We start from the raw sequence: 16,379 nt of genomic DNA on the forward strand, positions 1-16,379 counted from the left end.
AAATCATGCCGTCAGGCCGGGGCCTCGGCATGCGGTGCGGGCATCCGGGTCATCCGGCCCGTACCCCGCTCGTGGCGTTCCATGGCTTTCCGGCCGCTTTTCGGCCGGTGCGGTCCATCCGTGCGAGGATTCGGGGCGACCGACAAGACCATGCGGAACCAGCGGAAGGCAGGATCGTGGCCGAGCAGCTTTACGCCACCCTCAAGACCAACCAGGGCGACATCGAGATCCGGCTGCTGCCGAACCACGCGCCCCAGACCGTCAAGAACTTCGTCGAGCTGGCGAACGGCGAGCGTGAGTGGGTCCACCCGCAGACCGGCCAGAAGACCACCGCCCGTCTCTACGACGGCACGGTCTTCCACCGGGTGATCAGCGGCTTCATGATCCAGGGCGGCGACCCGCTGGGCAACGGCACCGGTGGCCCGGGCTACAAGTTCAAGGACGAGTTCCACCCCGAGCTGGCCTTCACCAAGCCGTACCTGCTCGCCATGGCCAACGCCGGCCCGGGCACCAACGGCTCGCAGTTCTTCATCACCGTCTCCCCGACGACGTGGCTGACCGGCAAGCACACCATCTTCGGCGAGGTCACCAGCGACGCCGGCAAGAAGGTCGTGGACGCGATCGCCGGTGCCCAGACCAACCCGCGCACCGACCGCCCGGTGCAGGACGTGGTGATCGAGTCCGTGGTGATCGAGACCCGCGAGGGCTGATATCCGGCTTCCGGGAACAACCCGCCCCGCCCGTCCGTCTGGATGAGCGGGGCGGTGTGTTGCCGGGCCCGGGCCGGGGAAGCCGACGGAGAGACGCGGCGCCACCGGGCCACCGGGAGTACCGGACAGGAGTGCCGGACAGGAATGCGGGGACGGGCCGGGGCACCGGCCGCCCGCACGGAGCCGGGACGCCCGGCCGGGATGCTGAAGGACGTGGTGGAAGCTCATGGACCAGGCGCCAGGCCATCCGCAGGAGTCGCGCGGCGCGCACGGCCTGCCCGGGTGCTACCGCCATCCGGACCGCGAGACGGGCATCAGCTGTACCCGCTGTGAGCGGCCGATCTGCCCGGAGTGCATGATCAGCGCCTCCGTCGGCTTCCAGTGCCCGGACTGCGTCAGATCCGGTTCGGGTACGGGGCACGGTCCGGCTGCCAACCAGCCGCGGACCATCGCGGGCGGGGCGATCGCCGACGACTCCTTCCTGATCACCAAGATCCTCATCGGGATCAACCTCGCGGTCTTCGTCGCCGTGCTGGCGCTCGGTGACCGGTTCGTCGACGAGATGAGCCTGATCGGTCTGGCCTACAGCCCCCTGCTGGGGGAGGTCGTGGGCCTCGCCGACGGCCAGTGGTACCGCCTGCTGACGTCGGTCTTCCTCCACCAGGATCTGTCCCATATCGCGTTCAACATGCTGGCCCTGTGGTTCCTGGGCCGGATGGTCGAGCCTGCGCTGGGCCGGAGCCGCTTCCTCGTGCTCTATCTGCTCTCGGGCCTCGGCGGCGATGTCTTCGTCTATCTGCTGAGCGAGCCCAACCAGGCCACGATCGGCGCCTCGGGCGCGATCTTCGGCCTGGTCGGCGCCTTCGCCGTACTGCTGCGTCGGATGAATCTCGACCTGCGGCCGGTGGGCCTGATCATCGCGATCAGTGTGGTTCTGACGGTGGTGCGGCCGGGGGAGATCTCCTGGCAGGCGCACCTCGGCGGGCTGCTGACGGGCGGACTGCTCGCCCTGGCGATGGTGTACGCGCCCCGGGCGCACCGGAACGCGGTGCAGTGGGCCGCCGGGGCCGCGGTCCTGGTCGCGATCGTGGTGGCGCTGGCCGCCAGGACCGCTTATCTGACCTGATTCCGCCGGTCCGGGGCCGCGGACCCGGTCGGACCGGGCGGTACGGAACCGGGGCCGGGGGCCATGGACCCGGGCCGACCGGCCCCGGTCCTTCGGGCCCGGCCCCGGTCGGCCCGGTCCGCCCTCCGGCGCTGCCCGGGACTCACCGCCCGGCCCTTCGCTGAGCAGGGTTTTTCCCGGTACTCGGGATAGTTGTCCACAGCATGTGCCGAATCTTGTGCACGGTGTGGTACAGCACGGCGCCCCCTGCCGCCGCCGGGCTACTGCCCAGCGGGGACAAGGGGCGGAGGGTGGTCACCGGGATGGCGGACGGCGACTCGTGCAATCACACCGGCGTCAACCGCCGGAAGGTTATCCACAGATCGTCAGACCTTTTCCCCACTGTGGACAAGTTTGTGGACAGGTCTGTGGATAACTCGGGGGGAAGGGGCTCCGGGCGGAGCTACTTCCACTGGGTCGAGACGGCGAAACCGGCCGCGATAAAGCCGAAGCCCACCACGATGTTCCAGTTCCGGAGGTCCTCGATGGGCAGGCTGCCGTCGGTCACGTAGAACAGAACGATCCAGACAAGACCGATCAGAAACAGCGCAAGCATGACCGGTGCGACCCAGCTGCGATTGGTCAGCTTGATGTTCGTTGCTTGCTTGCCCGCCGGCGGCGTGTAGTCGGCCTTCTTGCGGATCCGTGACTTCGGCACGAGGGACTCTCCTGTCGATGCGCTGCGTGACCGCGCAGTGAACGGTGGCTGGCGCCGGGTCCGGAGGAAGCGAAGGGGACCACTGCCTCCCCCGGGCGTCCGTTAGCGTAGTGCTTCCGCGGCGCCTGGTGAGATAAGGGTACGCTGAGCAATTCTGCCGGTGGGCAGGGGCGCGGGGACAGGGGGCTGACCGGGATGTGGACGAACGGCACGGCGTACGGGCCTCCCGGCCCACGGACCGGGATCATCTGATGGGTGCCCGCCGGGTCGTGCTCCGGGCACTGACCGCCGCCGTCTTCGCCCTCGCCGGACTGATCTTCGTCACCAGCTTCAACACCGCCAAGGGCACCAACCTCCGCACCGACGACTCCCTGCTCAAGCTCTCCGATCTGGTCCAGCAGCGCAGCGACCGCAACGGCGAGCTCGACGACTCCACGGCGAAGCTCCGGAACGAGGTCGACTCCCTGGCCCGCGGCGACGACGGATACACCCGCGAGGAGGACGCCCGGTTCGGCGCCCTGAAGCGGGCGTCCGGCACCGAGAAGGTGACGGGCGGGGCGCTGAGCGTCACCCTCGACGACGCCCCGCCCGACGCCCGCGCCGCGCCCGGCTACCCCGAACCCGGGGCCAATGACCTCGTCATCCACCAGCAGGACCTCCAGGCCGTCGTGAACGCCCTGTGGGCGGGCGGTGCCAAGGGCATCCAGGTCATGGACCAGCGGCTGATCTCCACCAGCGCGGTGCGCTGCGTCGGCAACACCCTGATCCTCCAGGGCCGGGTCTACTCGCCCCCGTACAAGATCACCGCGGTCGGGGACCAGGAGCGGCTGCGCAAGGCCCTGGACCGCTCCCGGGCCGTCCAGAACTACCAGCTGTACGTGAAGGCGTACGGCCTCGGCTGGAAAGTGGACGAGCACGACACCGTGACTCTTCCGGGGTACTCCGGCACAGTGGACCTCCATCACGCGAAGCCCGTCGCCCCGTCGAGCCGAGCCGACTGAGCCCACCACCGGGCCCACCGGGCGGAGCCGGTGGCCGGGGCGGCTGCCGGAGCGGCCACACACCCTGGGGGTCCGCGGTGCCGGTGCGGCTGATCGTCCGCAGCCTCAGCGAGCTGTGCATCACGGCGGGCACGGTCACCGTGCTGTTCGTGGTCTATATCGTCCACTGGACCGGAGTGAAGGCGTCCGGTGCCACCGACGGGCAGATCGCGGTGCTCCAGGAGCAGTGGGCCCGCGGTCCGGCCGAACCGCCCGGGACCTCGGCCGCCCCCACCCCCTCGGCGGCTCCCGCGGAATCCACCGGTCCGCCGCCGGCGGCCGGATACCGGCCCGGCAAACCCTTCGCCGTGATGTACATCCCCCGTTTCGGCCGGGACTGGGACTGGCCCGTACTCGAAGGCACCGGGGTCGGCACCCTCAAGAAGGGCCTCGGCCACTACCCCCGTACCGCCGCACTCGGCCGGACCGGCAACTTCTCCGTGGCCGGACACCGCCGCACCTACGGCGATCCGTTCAAGGACTTCCCCGAGCTGCGCCCGAAGGACGCGGTCGTCCTCACCGACGGCACGGACTGGTACACGTACCGGATTGTCGAAAAGCCCTACCGAACGGTCCCGACCGATATCGGAGTGGTCGATCCCGTTCCGAAGAAGTCGCCTTTCGTACAACCCGGGCGCTACCTCACGCTGACCACGTGTGATCCGGAGTGGGGCAGCAGCCACCGGCTGATCGCCTGGGCGCGGCTGGAGGCCACCCGGCCTGTGACGCACGGCAAACCGGAAGCTTTGCGCGGCTGACCCGCAGCACCGTGCCGCCCCGTAATCTGGAGCGGTACCGAAACGAGAGGGACGGCATGTACGGCTGGATCTGGCGGCATCTGCCGGGCAACGTGTGGGTGCGTGCCCTCATCGCGCTCGTCCTGATCCTGGGGACCGTCTATCTGCTGTTCCAGTACGTCTTCCCATGGGCCGAGCCGCTGCTCCCGTTCAACGACGTCACGGTCGACGGAGCCGGATCCGGAACCGGAACCGAAGGGACCGAGGGGGCCACCCGATGAGCGAGCGGCGCGCACGCATCCTGGTCGTGGACAACTACGACAGCTTCGTCTTCAACCTGGTCCAGTACCTGTACCAGCTCGGCGCGGAGTGCGAGGTCGTACGGAACGACGAGGTCGCGCTCTCCCACGCCCAGGACGGCTTCGACGGTGTCCTGCTCTCCCCGGGCCCCGGCGCGCCCGAACAGGCCGGTGTCTGCATCGAGATGGTCCGGCACTGCGCCGCCACCGGTGTGCCCGTCTTCGGTGTCTGTCTGGGCATGCAGTCGATGGCCGTGGCGTACGGCGGAGTGGTCGACCGGGCGCCCGAGCTGCTGCACGGCAAGACCTCGCCGGTCGTCCACGAGGGCAAGGGCGTCTTCGCCGGGCTGCCGTCGCCGTTCACCGCCACCCGCTACCACTCCCTGGCCGCCGAGCCCGCGGCGCTGCCGGACGAGCTGGAGGTCACGGCGTGGACGGCGGACGGGATCATCATGGGCCTGCGGCACCGTGAACTCGCGGTCGAAGGGGTCCAGTTCCACCCCGAGTCGGTGCTCACCGAGCACGGGCACCTGATGCTGGCCAACTGGCTGGAGCAGTGCGGGGACGCGGGGGCGATCGGCCGTTCGGCGGGGCTGGCGCCGGTGGTGGGCAAGGCCCTGGTGTGACCGGGCGGGAGCCGGACCGGGGGGAGGGGATCTCGCCGTGGTTCACGGCGGGCGCCCGGGTCACCGGAGGCAGCGCCGCCGCGCACCGGCAGGACCCTCAGCAGGCCCAGCAGGCCCCACAGCCTCAGCAGCAGGCCCCGGGGGAGCCCGCACCCCTGTCCGCGCCCCCGCCGCGGTCCCGTGGCGCGGGGGACACCGCGGTCATGCCCGTGATCGGCGATACCCCTCAGGCCCCTCAGGCCCCTCATCAATCCCCTGAAGGCGCTCAGACCCTTCAAGCCTCCGAAGACCCTCGGGCACCTGAAGCCTCTGCCGTACCCGATGCTTCTGACGCCCCCGGGGCCTTCGACGAGCCGTCCGCCCCGCCCCCGGACCGCACTCCCCCGGTCCCGTCCGGTCCCGGCCGGGCCGAACGCCGCCGGGCCGCCGCCGCGGCCGCCAAGAAGGGCCGCGGCGGACGTCGGCAGCCCCCCACGGCCTCCGCCGCCGCGCCCGGAGAACCCGGCCGCCCCCTCACCCGGGTCGAGGCCCGCGCCGCCGCCCGCGCGGCCAAGGACAGCCCGGCCGTGATCGCCAGCCGGGCCATGGGCGAGCTGTTCATCACCTTCGGTGTGGTCATGCTGCTCTTCGTCACCTACCAGCTCTGGTGGACCAACGTCCGGGCCGGGATGGAGGCGGGCAAGGAGAAGCAGCGCATCCAGCAGAGCTTCACGGACACCGAGCGCGCCCCCGGCGCCTTCCGGCCCGGCGAGGGGTTCGCCATCATGTACATCCCCAAGCTGGACGTCGTCGTCCCGGTCGCCGAGGGCATCGACAAGAAGAAGGTCCTGGACCGGGGGATGGTGGGCCGCTATGCGGAGGGCCGGCTCAAAACGGCCATGCCGTCCGACCGTACGGGCAACTTCGGGGTCGCGGGCCACCGCAACACCCATGGCGAACCGTTCCGCTACATCAACCGCCTCAAGCCCGGTGACCCGATCGTCGTCGAGACCCGGGACGCGTACTACACCTACGAGATGGCGAGCATCCTGCCGCAGACCGCACCGTCCAACGTCGCGGTCCTCGACCCCGTACCTCGCGGCTCGGGATTCACGGGACCCGGCCGGTACATCACGCTCACCACCTGCACGCCCGAGTTCACCAGTACGTACCGCATGATCGTGTGGGGCAGGATGGTCGAGGAGCGGCCGCGCAGCAAGGGCAAGCCCGACGCCCTCGTAGGCTAAGGCCGGCCCGGTTGCTCTCCGGGCCGCCCGCCGCCTCACGCGCCACCAGGAAACAGACGGGAACAGGTGCAGCAGTGTCACGTGCACGCAGCCGGATCGCCGGTGTCATCAGTGTCCTCGGCGAACTGCTGATCACCGCGGGCGTGGTGCTCGGTCTCTTCGTCGCCTACTCGCTGTGGTGGACCAATGTGATAGCCGACCGGGAGGCGGCCCGCCAGAGCGGCGAGGTACGCGACGGCTGGAAGGCGAACAACGCGCCGCGCGGCCTCGACACCAAGGACGGCATCGGCTTCCTCCACGTACCCGCCATGAAGAACGGCGAGGTGCTGGTGAAGCGGGGCACCGACCCCGAGGAGCTGAACGACGGGATCGCGGGCTACTACACCCAGCCGGTCAGATCGGCGCTGCCGTGGGACGCCCGGGGCAACTTCACGCTGGCCGCGCACCGCGACGGCCACGGCGCAAAGTTCCACAACATCCACAAGATCAGGACGGGTGATCCGGTCGTCTTCGAGACGAAGGACACCTGGTACGTCTACAAGGTCTACAAGACGCTGCCGAAGACCTCCAAGTACAACGTGGAAGTGCTGAACCCGGTGCCGAAGGAGTCCGGGAAGACCAAGCCGGGCCGGTACATCACCCTCACCACCTGCACCCCCATCCTCACCTCCGACTACCGCTACATCGTCTGGGGCGAGCTGGTGCGGGCGGAGAAGGTCGACCGGGAGCGCACCAAGCCGGCGGAGCTGCGCTGAGCGGTCCGTACCGGGACCTCCCGGGTACGGACCAGTGGCAAGCGGTACGGGGAAGGCCCCGGCACCCTGGTGGGCGCCGGGGCCTTCCCCGTACTACTCCGTCACTCCGCTCCGTACCCGCTGCGGGTACGGAGGCCGGTCCGGTGTCAGTCGCTGCCGTCGCCGCCGCCGATGATCAGGCCGCCGCCGTTCCCGTTGCCACCGTTGCCGTTCCCGCCGTTGCCATTGCCGTTGCCGCCGAAGTCCTGGGTCTCGACATTGACCGGATCGCCCTGGTTCAGCTGGCTGCCGGGCTGCGGGTCCTGCTTGATGATCCGCGCGTTGTCACCGCGCGGGCCTTTGACGTCGCCGAGCTGGAGACCCTGCTGCTGCAGGGCCTGCCTGGCCTGTTCCACGGTCAGCGTCAGCAGCATCGGCACCTGCGTCTGCTGCGCCTGGCCCTTGGAGACCTTCAGCTTCACGGTCGAGCCCTTGGCGGCCTTGCCGTCGCGCGGGCTCTGCTCGACGATCTCGTTGGTCGGCTTGTCCGAGTCGATCATCTCGACCTCGACCTTGAACTCCAGGTCCTCCAACTGCTTCTGGCCCTGGCCGAGCTGGCGCGTCACCACATCGGGGACGGTCACCTGGGCCTGGCGGGCCACCGTGATGGTGACGGTGGAGTTCTTCTCGGCCTCGCTGTTGCCCTCCGGCTGCTGGCTGATGACCTTGCCGGCCTCCACCTCGTCCGATTCGGAGGTTTTGACCTCGACCTTGAAGCCCTTGCGGGTCAGCGCCTCGCGGGCGTTCTCCTCGGACTTCTCGGTGACGTCGGGCACTTCGACCTTGGGCGAACCCTCGGAGACCACGACCTGGACCGTGGCGCCCTGCTCCATCTCACCGGTCTCCGGCGTCTGCTTGCAGATGGTGCCCTTGGGCTGGTTGTCGCAGGGTTCGGTGCCGGTCTGTTCGAGCTTCACCTTGGCGTTGTCCGCCAGCGTCTGCGCCTGCGCCATGGTCTGGCCGACCAGGACGGGCACCGGCACCTTGGTCGGTCCCTCGTCGCCGCCGCCGAAGACGGAGCGGCCGATCAGGATCGCGCCGACCAGCACCAGCACGGCGGCGACGCCCAGCAGTATCGTCGAGGTGTTGGACTTCTTCGGCCGGCCGCCGCGGCGGTCGGGACGGTCGTCGTAGGTGCCGAAACCGCCGTCGTCGGGGTTCATCGGCGGCAGCATCGAGGTCTGGGCCACGGCCGGGTCGGCCTGCCGCAGCGCGGTCGTCGGCTGGTCCTGCGGACCGCCGTAACCACCGCCGTAGCCGACGGCACCCAGTGCGGCCGTGGCGGCCACGGGCTGTCCGTCGAGGCACGCCTCGATGTCCGCACGCATCTCGTCGGCGGACTGGTAGCGGTAGTCCGGGTCCTTGACCAGGGCCCGCAGGACGATGGCGTCCATCTCGGGCGTGATCTCGGGGTCGTAGACGGAAGGCGGCTGCGGCTCCTCCCGGACGTGCTGGTACGCCACGGCCACCGGAGAGTCGCCGACGAACGGCGGCCGTACGGCCAGCAGCTCGTACAGCAAACAGCCGGTCGAGTAGAGGTCGGAGCGGGCGTCGACCTGCTCGCCCTTGGCCTGCTCGGGGGAGAGGTACTGCGCGGTGCCGATGACGGCCGCGGTCTGGGTCATCGTCATCCCTGCGTCGCCCATGGCGCGCGCGATGCCGAAGTCCATCACCTTGACCTGGCCGCTCCGGTTCAGCATCACGTTCGCGGGCTTGATGTCGCGGTGGACGATGCCGTTGCGGTGCGAGTACTCCAGCGCCTGGAGGATGCCCGTCGTCATCTCCAGCGTGCGCTCGGGCAGCAGCCTGCGCCCGGAGTGCAGCAGTTCGCGGAGCGTGGAGCCGTCGACGTACTCCATGACGATGTACGGGATGGACACCCCGTCGACGTAGTCCTCGCCCGTGTCGTACACGGCGACGATCGCCGGGTGGTTGAGCGAAGCGGCCGACTGGGCCTCACGGCGGAACCGGGCCTGGAAGGACGGATCACGGGCGAGATCGGCCCGCAGCGTCTTCACGGCGACGGTGCGGCCGAGCCGGGTGTCGTGGGCGAGGTAGACCTCGGCCATGCCACCACGGCCGAGCACCGAGCCCAGTTCGTACCGGCCGCCGAGGCGACGCGGCTCTTCCATACTGTTCCAGCCCTCTCCGTCAGTCCCCACCGCACTCGTCTCCGTCACCGCACCCGTGTCCGGTCCGGCAGGTGTGCCGCTCCGGCATACGCTACCGGGCCCCTACCACCCGATCGGCCCGTCACCGTCAGCTGATACCCGACCGGTATCGCAATGCGCAGGTATCGGGGCCGGACGTGAGATGCGTCACCGTACCCGTCCGCCGGTCCTCTGGTTCCGACGACCGGGGCGGTCCGGCGGTTCCGCCGGACTCCGGAATCCGGCGGTGCGGCCGGGCAGCCGGGCCGGTCACCGCCTGCTGTCCAGCACCGCCTTCATCACGTCCTTGGCGATCGGCGCCGCCAGACCGCCGCCGGAGATGTCCTCGCGGCTCGCGCCGCTGTCCTCGACGACCACGGCGACCGCGACCGGGGAGCCGTCGTCGGTCATGGCGTACGAGATGAACCAGGCGTACGGGCGCTTGGAGTTCTTCTCACCGTGCTGGGCGGTACCGGTCTTGCCGCCGACCTTGACGCCGCCGCCGAGCGCCGCCTTCCGGCCACCGCCGTTCTCGACGACGTTCTCCATCATGTCCCGCACCAGCTGGGCGTTCTCGGAGGAGAGCGGACGGCTCATCTCCTGCGGCTTGGTCTGGGAGATCACGTCGAGATTGGGTGCCACCAGCTGGTCGACCATGTACGGCTTCATCAGCTTGCCGTCGTTCGCGATCGCCGCCGCCACCATCGCCATCTGGAGCGGGGTGGTCGCGGTGTCGAACTGGCCGATGGAGGAGAGCGCGTTGCCCGGCCGGTCCATGGTCTCGTTGTAGCGGGACATCGCCGCGCGGACCGGGGTGTCCAGCTCGTCGTTGTTGAAGCCGAACTTCTTCACCGTCTCCAGCATCTTGTCCTTGCCCACCTCGTCGCCGAGCTTGGCGAAGACGGAGTTGCAGGAGATCTGGAGCGCGAACTTCAGGCTCGCGTCCTCACAGCCGGTCACCATGTTCTTCATGGGCGTCCGGGTGTTCGGCAGGATGTACGGCTCTTCGGTGTCCGTCTTGGCGTTGATGTCGTCGACCTTGCCGTGCTCCAGCGCCGCCGCCGCCGTGACCACCTTGAACACCGAACCGGGCGGGTAGACCTCCCGCAGCGCCCGGTTCAGCATCGGCTTCTCCTTGTTGTCCTTGGAGGACAGCGTCGCCCAGGCCTTCTCGTCCGCCGTGGCACTGCCGGCGAAGGCGCCGGGGTCGTACGAGGGAGTGGAGGCGAGTGCGAGGATCTTGCCGGTCTTGGGGTCGATCGCGGCGACCGCGCCCTTCTTGGAGCCGAGGCCCTTGAAAGCGGCGGTCTGCGCGGCCCCGTTCAGGGTCGTGACGACATTGCCGCCCTTCTTCTTGTCGCCGGTGAACATGGCCATCGTGCGGTCGAAGAAGAGCTGGTCCGAATTGCCGGTGAGGATGCCGTCCTCCAGCTTCTCCAGCTGGTTGGCGCCGAACACCTGGGAGGCGTATCCGGTCACCGGCGCCCACATGGGGCCGTTGACATAGGTCCGCTTGTACGCGAAGTCCGCGCTGTCCGTCTTCACGGAGCCGGTGATGGGCTTGCCGTCGACGATGATGTTGCCGCGCTCGGCGGCGTACCGCTCGATCAGCACCCGGCGGTTCTTGTCGTGCGTGTTCAGCTTCTCGGCCTCCACGTACTGAAGCCAGTTGGCCCGTACGAGCAGGGCGAGGACGAGGAGCCCGCAGAAGATCGCGATCCGGCGCAGGGGCTTGTTCACGGGCGGACCACCTGGGTCATCTCGGCGTCGGGGGACGGGGCGGGCGCGGGAGCCGGGCGGCGCGCCGTGTCGCTGATCCGGATCAGGATGGCGATCAGCGCCCAGTTGGCGATCACGGAGGAGCCGCCGGCCGCGACGAACGGCATCGTCATACCGGTCAGCGGGATCAGACCCATCACCCCGCCGGCGACGACGAACACCTGGATCGCGAAGGCGCCGGAGAGGCCGATCGCCAGCAGCTTGCCGAAGGGGTCGCGGGCGGCCAGCGCCGTACGGATACCGCGCTCCACGATCAGCCCGTACAGCAGCAGGAACGCCATCATCCCGGCGAGGCCGAACTCCTCGCCGACCGTGGCGAGGATGAAGTCGGAGTTGGTGGCGAAGCCGATCAGATCGGAGTTGCCCTGGCCCAGGCCGGTGCCGAGGGTGCCGCCGGCGCCGAACGACATGATCGAGTTGGAGACCTGCTCACAGGCGGCGGTGGCGCAGCCGAAGGGGTCCAGCCAGGCGTCGACGCGGGCGCCGACGTGCGGGGAGACCGAGGCCACACCCACCGCGCCGGCCGCGGACATCAGCAGACCGAAGACGATCCAGCTGGTCCGCTCCGTGGCCACGTACAGCATGATCACGAACATGCCGAAGAACAGCAGGGAGGTGCCGAGGTCGGTCTCGAAGACCAGGATCAGGATCGACATCGCCCAGACCACGAGGATCGGGCCGAGGTCGCGCCCGCGCGGCAGGTAGAGGCCGAGGAAACGGCGGCTGGCCAGCGCCAGCGCATCCCGTTTCACCATCAGATAGCCGGAGAAGAAGACCGCGATGATGATCTTCGCGAATTCGCCGGGCTGGATGTTGATCGGGCCGAGGCTGATCCAGATCCGGGCGCCGTTACGGGCCGGGAAGAACATCGGCAGCGCCAGCAGGACCAGCGCCACCGCCATCGAGATGTACGTGTAGCGCTGGAGGATCCGGTGGTCCTTCAGCAGCAGCAGCACACCGACGAAGAGCGCGATCCCGATCGCCGAGTACAGCATCTGCTTGGGGGCGTCCGGGGAGAACGAGCCCCAGGCCGCCTCGGCCCGGCGGATCAGCCGCTTGGACTGGTCCAGCCGCCAGATCATCACCAGCCCGATGCCGTTGAGGACCACGGCCAGCGGCAGCAGCAGGGGATCGGCGTACTTGGCGAACTTGCGTACCACCAGATGGGCAACGGCGGCCAGCAGGGTGATCCCCGCGGTGTAGCCGAAGACGCCCGCGGGCAGTTTGCCGTCGATGGCGAGGCCCACGTTGACGTACGCGAAGACCGCGATCGCCACGGCGAGGCCGAGCAGCATCAGCTCGGTGTTGCGGCGGCTCGGTGCGTCGATCGCGCCGATCGTGGTGGTGTTGGTGACAACGCTCATGGTCGAGAAGGCCCCCTACGGCTGAGTTACTGCTTACCGCAGTTCGAGGCCAGCTTCTGCTCCTCCTCCGAGAGGGTGGGACCCGGAGCGGGAGAAGCGGTGGTCGGCGGCTTTTCGGTGGTCTTGCTGTCGCCCTCGGCGGCCTTCCGCGCCTTTTCGGCTGCGGCGGCCCTGGCGGCGGCCTGCGCGGAGGCCTCGCGGCGCTCCTCGTTCTTCCGGCAGGCGGTCGCCTGGACGGAGAGTTCGGAGATCTTCGCCTTGGCGCGTCCCAGGCTGTCCTGGGTGATCGTGCCCTCGACCTGCTTCTGCTGGTAGGGCGGTAGGTACTTGAGTTCGATCTCGGGGTGGTCCTTCTTCACCTTCGAGAGCGAAACCCAGCCCAGATCCTGGTCGATGCCCTGGTAGAGGGCGACGTGCCCGTCCTTGGTGCCGACGTAGTACTGGGTCTGGGTCCAGCGGTAGCCGCCGTAGAGCGCGCCGCCGACGACGGCCAGGGCCAAGGCGGCGCCCAGCGACCTGGTCAGCCACTTGCGGCCCGCCGAACGCGGTTTGTCGTAGTCGCCGTCGTACACATCGGCGTACGAGTCCTGGCTGCCGTCCGGGGCCGGGCCGCCGTAGCCGCCGCGGCCGCCGCTGCCGGGCGGGCCGAAGCCGCCCGCCGGGGGCACCGGACGGCCCAGCCCGGACGCGCGTCCGGCCGGGGTCTGCATGGCGCCGCCGTCGTTGAGCGGGTACTGGTTCTCCGCGACCGCGCCGACGACCACCGGGGTGTCGCTGAGCTGCCCCGCGAGCCCGTCGTCGGCCTCGGTGTCGAGGACGTCCGCGACGATGCAGGTGATGTTGTCGGGTCCGCCGCCGCGCAGGGCGAGCTGGATCAGGTCCTGGATGGTCTCCTGGGGGCCCTGGTAGCCCGCGAGGGTGTCCTCCATCGTCTGGTGGGACACCACTCCCGACAGACCGTCGGAGCAGACGAGATAGCGGTCGCCGACGCGGACCTCGCGGATCGACAGATCCGGTTCCACGTGGTCGCCGCTGCCCAGCGCGCGCATCAGCAGCGAACGCTGCGGATGCGTGGTGGCCTCCTCCTCGGTGATCCGGCCCTCGTCGACCAGCCGCTGGACCCAGGTGTGGTCCTGGGTGATCTGGGTGAGCACACCGTCGCGCAGCAGATACGCGCGGGAGTCGCCGACATGGACCAGACCGAGCCGCTGACCGGTCCACAGCAGGGCGGTCAGGGTGGTGCCCATGCCCTCCAGCTGGGGGTCCTCCTCGACCATGACGCGCAGCTGCTCGTTGGCGCGCTGCACCGCAGTGCCGAGGGCGGTGATGATGTCGGAGCCGGGAACGTCGTCGTCGAGCCCGACGAGGGAGGAGATGACCTCGGAGGAGGCGACCTCGCCGGCCGCCTGGCCGCCCATGCCGTCGGCGATCGCGAGCAGCCGGGGACCGGCGTAGCCGGAGTCCTCGTTGCCCTCGCGGATCATGCCCTTGTGGGATCCGGCGGCGAAGCGCAGAGACAGACTCATACGCACCTGCCCCGGGGAACCTGGATCGGGGTACAGCCGGTCTCTCGCCACACTGCCCACCCTCCGGTCGATAGCCCTGGCCCGCCCCGGTCCGCCGAGGGGTCCGCGGCTCGCTCGCTCCGCTCGCGCGCTGTCATTGGTCCTATCTACTTCCGCAGCTCGATGACGGTCTTGCCGATACGGATCGGCGCGCCCGGCGGAATCGGCGTCGGGGTGGTGAGCCGGGTCCGGTCGAGATAGGTGCCGTTGGTGGACCCGAGGTCCTCGACGATCCACTGGCCGTCACGGTCCGGGTAGATCCTGGCATGCCTGCTGGACGCGTAGTCGTCGTCCAGCACGATCGTGGAGTCATGGGCCCGGCCGAGGCTGATCGTCTGCCCCTGGAGCGCGACGGTGGTACCGGTGAGGGTGCCCTCCGTGACGATCAGCTTGGTCGGGGCGCCGCGCCGCTGGCGGCCGCCGGACGGCGGCGGCTGCTGCTGTTGGCGCTGCGGCGGCGGGGCCGCGGCGGCCTGGCGCTGCTGCGGCCGCGGCTCGGTGCCACGGCGCGAACCGCGCTGGGTGACCCGCGTACCGAACAGGTCACTGCGGATGACCTGGACGGCCACGATGACGAACAGCCACAGAACGGCCAGGAAACCCAGCCGCATGACCGTCAGGGTCAGCTCTGACATTGCCCCCGCTTCACCCTTCGGCTTGCCGGTAAACGATGGTGGTGCTGCCCACGACGATCCGCGAGCCGTCGCGGAGCGTAGCGCGGGTGGTGTGCTGCCCGTCCACCACGATGCCGTTGGTGGATCCGAGATCCTGGATCGTCGGGGGCGTTCCGGTCCGGATCTCGCAGTGCCGGCGCGAGACGCCGGGGTCGTCGATCCGCACATCGGCTTCGGTGCTGCGACCCAGCACCAGCGTCGCGCGGGAGATCTGGTGGCGGGTGCCGTTGATCTCGATCCAGCACCTGACCTGGGCTCCGGGCAGCGGGCCCGGTCCGCCGGGCCTGCGGTCGGAGCCTACGGCCGCCAGGCCGGGGCGTCCGCCCGGGGGCGGCGTGGAGGGCATGGGCGGAGCGCCGGGCGGGCCGCCCGCGGGACGGGACGGATAACCGGCACCGCCCCGGTCCGGGCCGCGGTCGGGCACCTGTGACGTACTCGACGCCAGGGTGCGGCTGCGGACCCGGTAGAGCCCGGTGTCGAGGTCGTCGGCCTTCTCCAGGTGGACCTTGATGGGGCCCATGAAGGTGTAGCGCTGCTGCTTGGCGTAGTCCCGCACCAGACCTGCCAGCTCGTCGCCGAGCTGGCCCGAGTACGGGCTCAGCCGCTCGTAGTCGGGGGTGCTCAGCTCGACGATGAAGTCATTGGGTACGACCGTGCGGTCGCGGTTCCAGATCGTGGCGTTGTTGTCGCATTCGCGCTGGAGCGCGCCGGCGATCTCCACGGGCTGGACCTCGGACTTGAACACCTTGGCGAAGGTGCCGTTGACCAGACCTTCGAGACGCTGCTCGAAACGCTTCAGAACTCCCATCGGGCACCTCCTCCGGCGCTGCCGTCCTCATACTGCTTACTGATCGTATCCACGCGTCGGGAAATCGGCTGGTTCCCCTTGTCTGCCCCGTCTATGAGTGTCACCTCTCACACGGATCGTAGAGGCGGCTCGCTGCCAGTGTCCCGCACCCCGGGGGGACCGGGCAGGAGCGGGGCGGACACCCGCCCCGGCGCACCCGCCGATCCTCCGCTTCCCGGCGGCGCCGGGTCCCGGGCGGGGGCGGCCGGGGCCCTTCCGCTTGGCCCCCGGGGGCGGTCGGGGCGGTCGAGGCGGTCGAGGCGTCGCCGGGGGGCGGTCGCCGGTCCGGCGTGGGGACCGGAGACCCGGGCTCCCTGGGAGAGTGTTCCCCGGGGGGACGCGTTCCCTGTTCTCCGCGCCGCATTCTCCGCGAGGGGCGCGGGCGGCGTTCCGGGCCGGATTCCGGCCGGGGCGGATCCGGTCTTCCGGGCCCCGCGCGGGAGCCGTTCGGCTCTCGGGGCGGGCCGTCCGGCTTTCCGGCCGTCCCCGTCGGAAAGCGGTGTGAACCCACCCTCCCCAGCGTGCTAATCTTCTGATGTCGCCAGGCGAACGCACCGGAAGGGGCCGAAGCCGAACGGCAACACCCAATGCGCGGGTGGCGGAATAGGCAGACGCGCTGGATTCAGGTTCCAGTGCCCGAAAGGGCGTGGGGGTTCAACTCCCCCCTCGCGCACCACGACGAAACGGTCGTCATCGTGATCACGATGACGACCGTTTCGCGTTTTCCTGCTGTGCCCTCTGTGTC

15 protein-coding genes and 1 tRNA gene are annotated in these 16,379 nt (G+C 69.8%); 9 read left to right on the forward strand and 7 right to left on the reverse strand.

Going from position 1 to position 16,379, the window contains the following annotated elements; all coding sequences use genetic code 11:
* Positions 1-176: 176 nt before the first annotated feature.
* Both B7R87_RS16045 and B7R87_RS16050 read left to right on the forward strand, forming a co-directional pair.
* Positions 177-710, forward strand: coding sequence for a peptidylprolyl isomerase (locus B7R87_RS16045; RefSeq protein WP_006348033.1), 534 nt, complete (start codon positions 177-179; stop codon positions 708-710).
* 226 nt (positions 711-936) lie between these two features.
* Positions 937-1,836, forward strand: a complete 900-nt coding sequence (locus B7R87_RS16050) for a rhomboid family intramembrane serine protease (protein ID WP_006348032.1) — start codon at positions 937-939, stop codon at positions 1,834-1,836.
* Positions 1,837-2,278: 442 nt separating this feature from the next.
* Here the strand turns inward: B7R87_RS16050 and crgA are convergent, their stop codons facing one another.
* A complete protein-coding gene (gene crgA / locus B7R87_RS16055) occupies positions 2,279-2,533 on the reverse strand; it encodes a cell division protein CrgA (RefSeq protein ID WP_006348031.1) in 255 nt (84 codons plus the stop codon).
* 251 nt (positions 2,534-2,784) lie between these two features.
* Here crgA and B7R87_RS16060 point away from each other — a divergent pair, with 251 nt between their 5' ends.
* The 6 genes from B7R87_RS16060 (at position 2,785) to B7R87_RS16085 (ending at position 7,216) form a co-directional block, all read left to right on the forward strand.
* Positions 2,785-3,534: a DUF881 domain-containing protein gene (locus tag B7R87_RS16060; RefSeq protein ID WP_045852968.1), complete on the forward strand. Its 750-nt coding sequence runs from the start codon at positions 2,785-2,787 to the stop codon at positions 3,532-3,534.
* A gap of 77 nt (positions 3,535-3,611) precedes the next feature.
* Positions 3,612-4,331 (forward strand): class E sortase, encoded by a 720-nt coding sequence (locus B7R87_RS16065; RefSeq protein ID WP_006348029.1) that lies wholly within the window; start codon positions 3,612-3,614, stop codon positions 4,329-4,331.
* 56 nt (positions 4,332-4,387) lie between these two features.
* Positions 4,388-4,591: a hypothetical protein gene (locus tag B7R87_RS16070; RefSeq protein ID WP_006348028.1), complete on the forward strand. Its 204-nt coding sequence runs from the start codon at positions 4,388-4,390 to the stop codon at positions 4,589-4,591.
* Positions 4,588-5,235, forward strand: coding sequence for an aminodeoxychorismate/anthranilate synthase component II (locus tag B7R87_RS16075; protein ID WP_006348027.1), 648 nt, complete (start codon positions 4,588-4,590; stop codon positions 5,233-5,235). Before B7R87_RS16070 ends, B7R87_RS16075 begins: the two co-directional genes overlap by 4 nt.
* Positions 5,232-6,461: a class E sortase gene (locus B7R87_RS16080; RefSeq protein ID WP_391117650.1), complete on the forward strand. Its 1,230-nt coding sequence runs from the start codon at positions 5,232-5,234 to the stop codon at positions 6,459-6,461. The genes B7R87_RS16075 and B7R87_RS16080 overlap by 4 nt, the downstream gene beginning before the upstream one ends.
* A 74-nt stretch (positions 6,462-6,535) precedes the next feature.
* Positions 6,536-7,216, forward strand: coding sequence for a class E sortase (locus tag B7R87_RS16085; RefSeq protein ID WP_006348025.1), 681 nt, complete (start codon positions 6,536-6,538; stop codon positions 7,214-7,216).
* A 146-nt stretch (positions 7,217-7,362) separates the two neighbouring features.
* On the opposite strand, the gene pknB is transcribed toward B7R87_RS16085, so the two are convergent.
* From pknB to B7R87_RS16115, 6 genes are all read right to left on the reverse strand, one after another.
* Positions 7,363-9,387 (reverse strand): Stk1 family PASTA domain-containing Ser/Thr kinase, encoded by a 2,025-nt coding sequence (gene pknB / locus B7R87_RS16090; protein WP_006348024.1) that lies wholly within the window; start codon positions 9,385-9,387, stop codon positions 7,363-7,365.
* A 288-nt stretch (positions 9,388-9,675) separates the two neighbouring features.
* A complete protein-coding gene (locus B7R87_RS16095) occupies positions 9,676-11,145 on the reverse strand; it encodes a penicillin-binding transpeptidase domain-containing protein (protein ID WP_006348023.1) in 1,470 nt (489 codons plus the stop codon).
* Complete coding sequence (locus tag B7R87_RS16100) at positions 11,142-12,548, reverse strand: FtsW/RodA/SpoVE family cell cycle protein (protein ID WP_006348022.1); 1,407 nt, start codon at positions 12,546-12,548, stop codon at positions 11,142-11,144. The genes B7R87_RS16095 and B7R87_RS16100 overlap by 4 nt, the downstream gene beginning before the upstream one ends.
* Before the next feature lie 26 nt (positions 12,549-12,574).
* Positions 12,575-14,074 carry a PP2C family protein-serine/threonine phosphatase gene (locus tag B7R87_RS16105; protein ID WP_130584987.1) on the reverse strand — a complete coding sequence of 500 codons (1,500 nt, stop codon included), beginning with the start codon at positions 14,072-14,074 and terminating at the stop codon, positions 12,575-12,577.
* A 146-nt stretch (positions 14,075-14,220) separates the two neighbouring features.
* Positions 14,221-14,748, reverse strand: a complete 528-nt coding sequence (locus tag B7R87_RS16110) for an FHA domain-containing protein FhaB/FipA (RefSeq protein WP_130584986.1) — start codon at positions 14,746-14,748, stop codon at positions 14,221-14,223.
* Positions 14,749-14,758: 10 nt separating this feature from the next.
* Complete coding sequence (locus tag B7R87_RS16115) at positions 14,759-15,595, reverse strand: FhaA domain-containing protein (RefSeq protein ID WP_130584985.1); 837 nt, start codon at positions 15,593-15,595, stop codon at positions 14,759-14,761.
* 628 nt (positions 15,596-16,223) lie between these two features.
* On the opposite strand from B7R87_RS16115, the gene B7R87_RS16120 reads away from it, so the two are divergent.
* Positions 16,224-16,310, forward strand: a tRNA-Leu gene (locus tag B7R87_RS16120).
* Positions 16,311-16,379: the final 69 nt, after the last annotated feature.

It is taken from the genome of Streptomyces tsukubensis (assembly GCF_003932715.1).
Lineage (GTDB): Bacteria > Actinomycetota > Actinomycetes > Streptomycetales > Streptomycetaceae > Streptomyces > Streptomyces tsukubensis.

Bases quoted from the DNA above. Each gene is read 5' to 3' on its own strand.
- B7R87_RS16050 (WP_006348032.1), top strand. From the start codon at position 937: ATGGACCAGGCGCCAGGCCATCCGCAGGAGTCGCGCGGCGCGCACGGC.
- B7R87_RS16110 (WP_130584986.1), bottom strand. From the start codon at position 14,748: ATGTCAGAGCTGACCCTGACGGTCATGCGGCTGGGTTTCCTGGCCGTT.
- B7R87_RS16115 (WP_130584985.1), bottom strand. From the start codon at position 15,595: ATGGGAGTTCTGAAGCGTTTCGAGCAGCGTCTCGAAGGTCTGGTCAAC.
- B7R87_RS16060 (WP_045852968.1), top strand. From the start codon at position 2,785: ATGGGTGCCCGCCGGGTCGTGCTCCGGGCACTGACCGCCGCCGTCTTC.
- B7R87_RS16105 (WP_130584987.1), bottom strand. From the start codon at position 14,074: ATGAGTCTGTCTCTGCGCTTCGCCGCCGGATCCCACAAGGGCATGATC.
- pknB (WP_006348024.1), bottom strand. From the start codon at position 9,387: ATGGAAGAGCCGCGTCGCCTCGGCGGCCGGTACGAACTGGGCTCGGTG.
- B7R87_RS16070 (WP_006348028.1), top strand. From the start codon at position 4,388: ATGTACGGCTGGATCTGGCGGCATCTGCCGGGCAACGTGTGGGTGCGT.
- B7R87_RS16075 (WP_006348027.1), top strand. From the start codon at position 4,588: ATGAGCGAGCGGCGCGCACGCATCCTGGTCGTGGACAACTACGACAGC.
- B7R87_RS16100 (WP_006348022.1), bottom strand. From the start codon at position 12,548: ATGAGCGTTGTCACCAACACCACCACGATCGGCGCGATCGACGCACCG.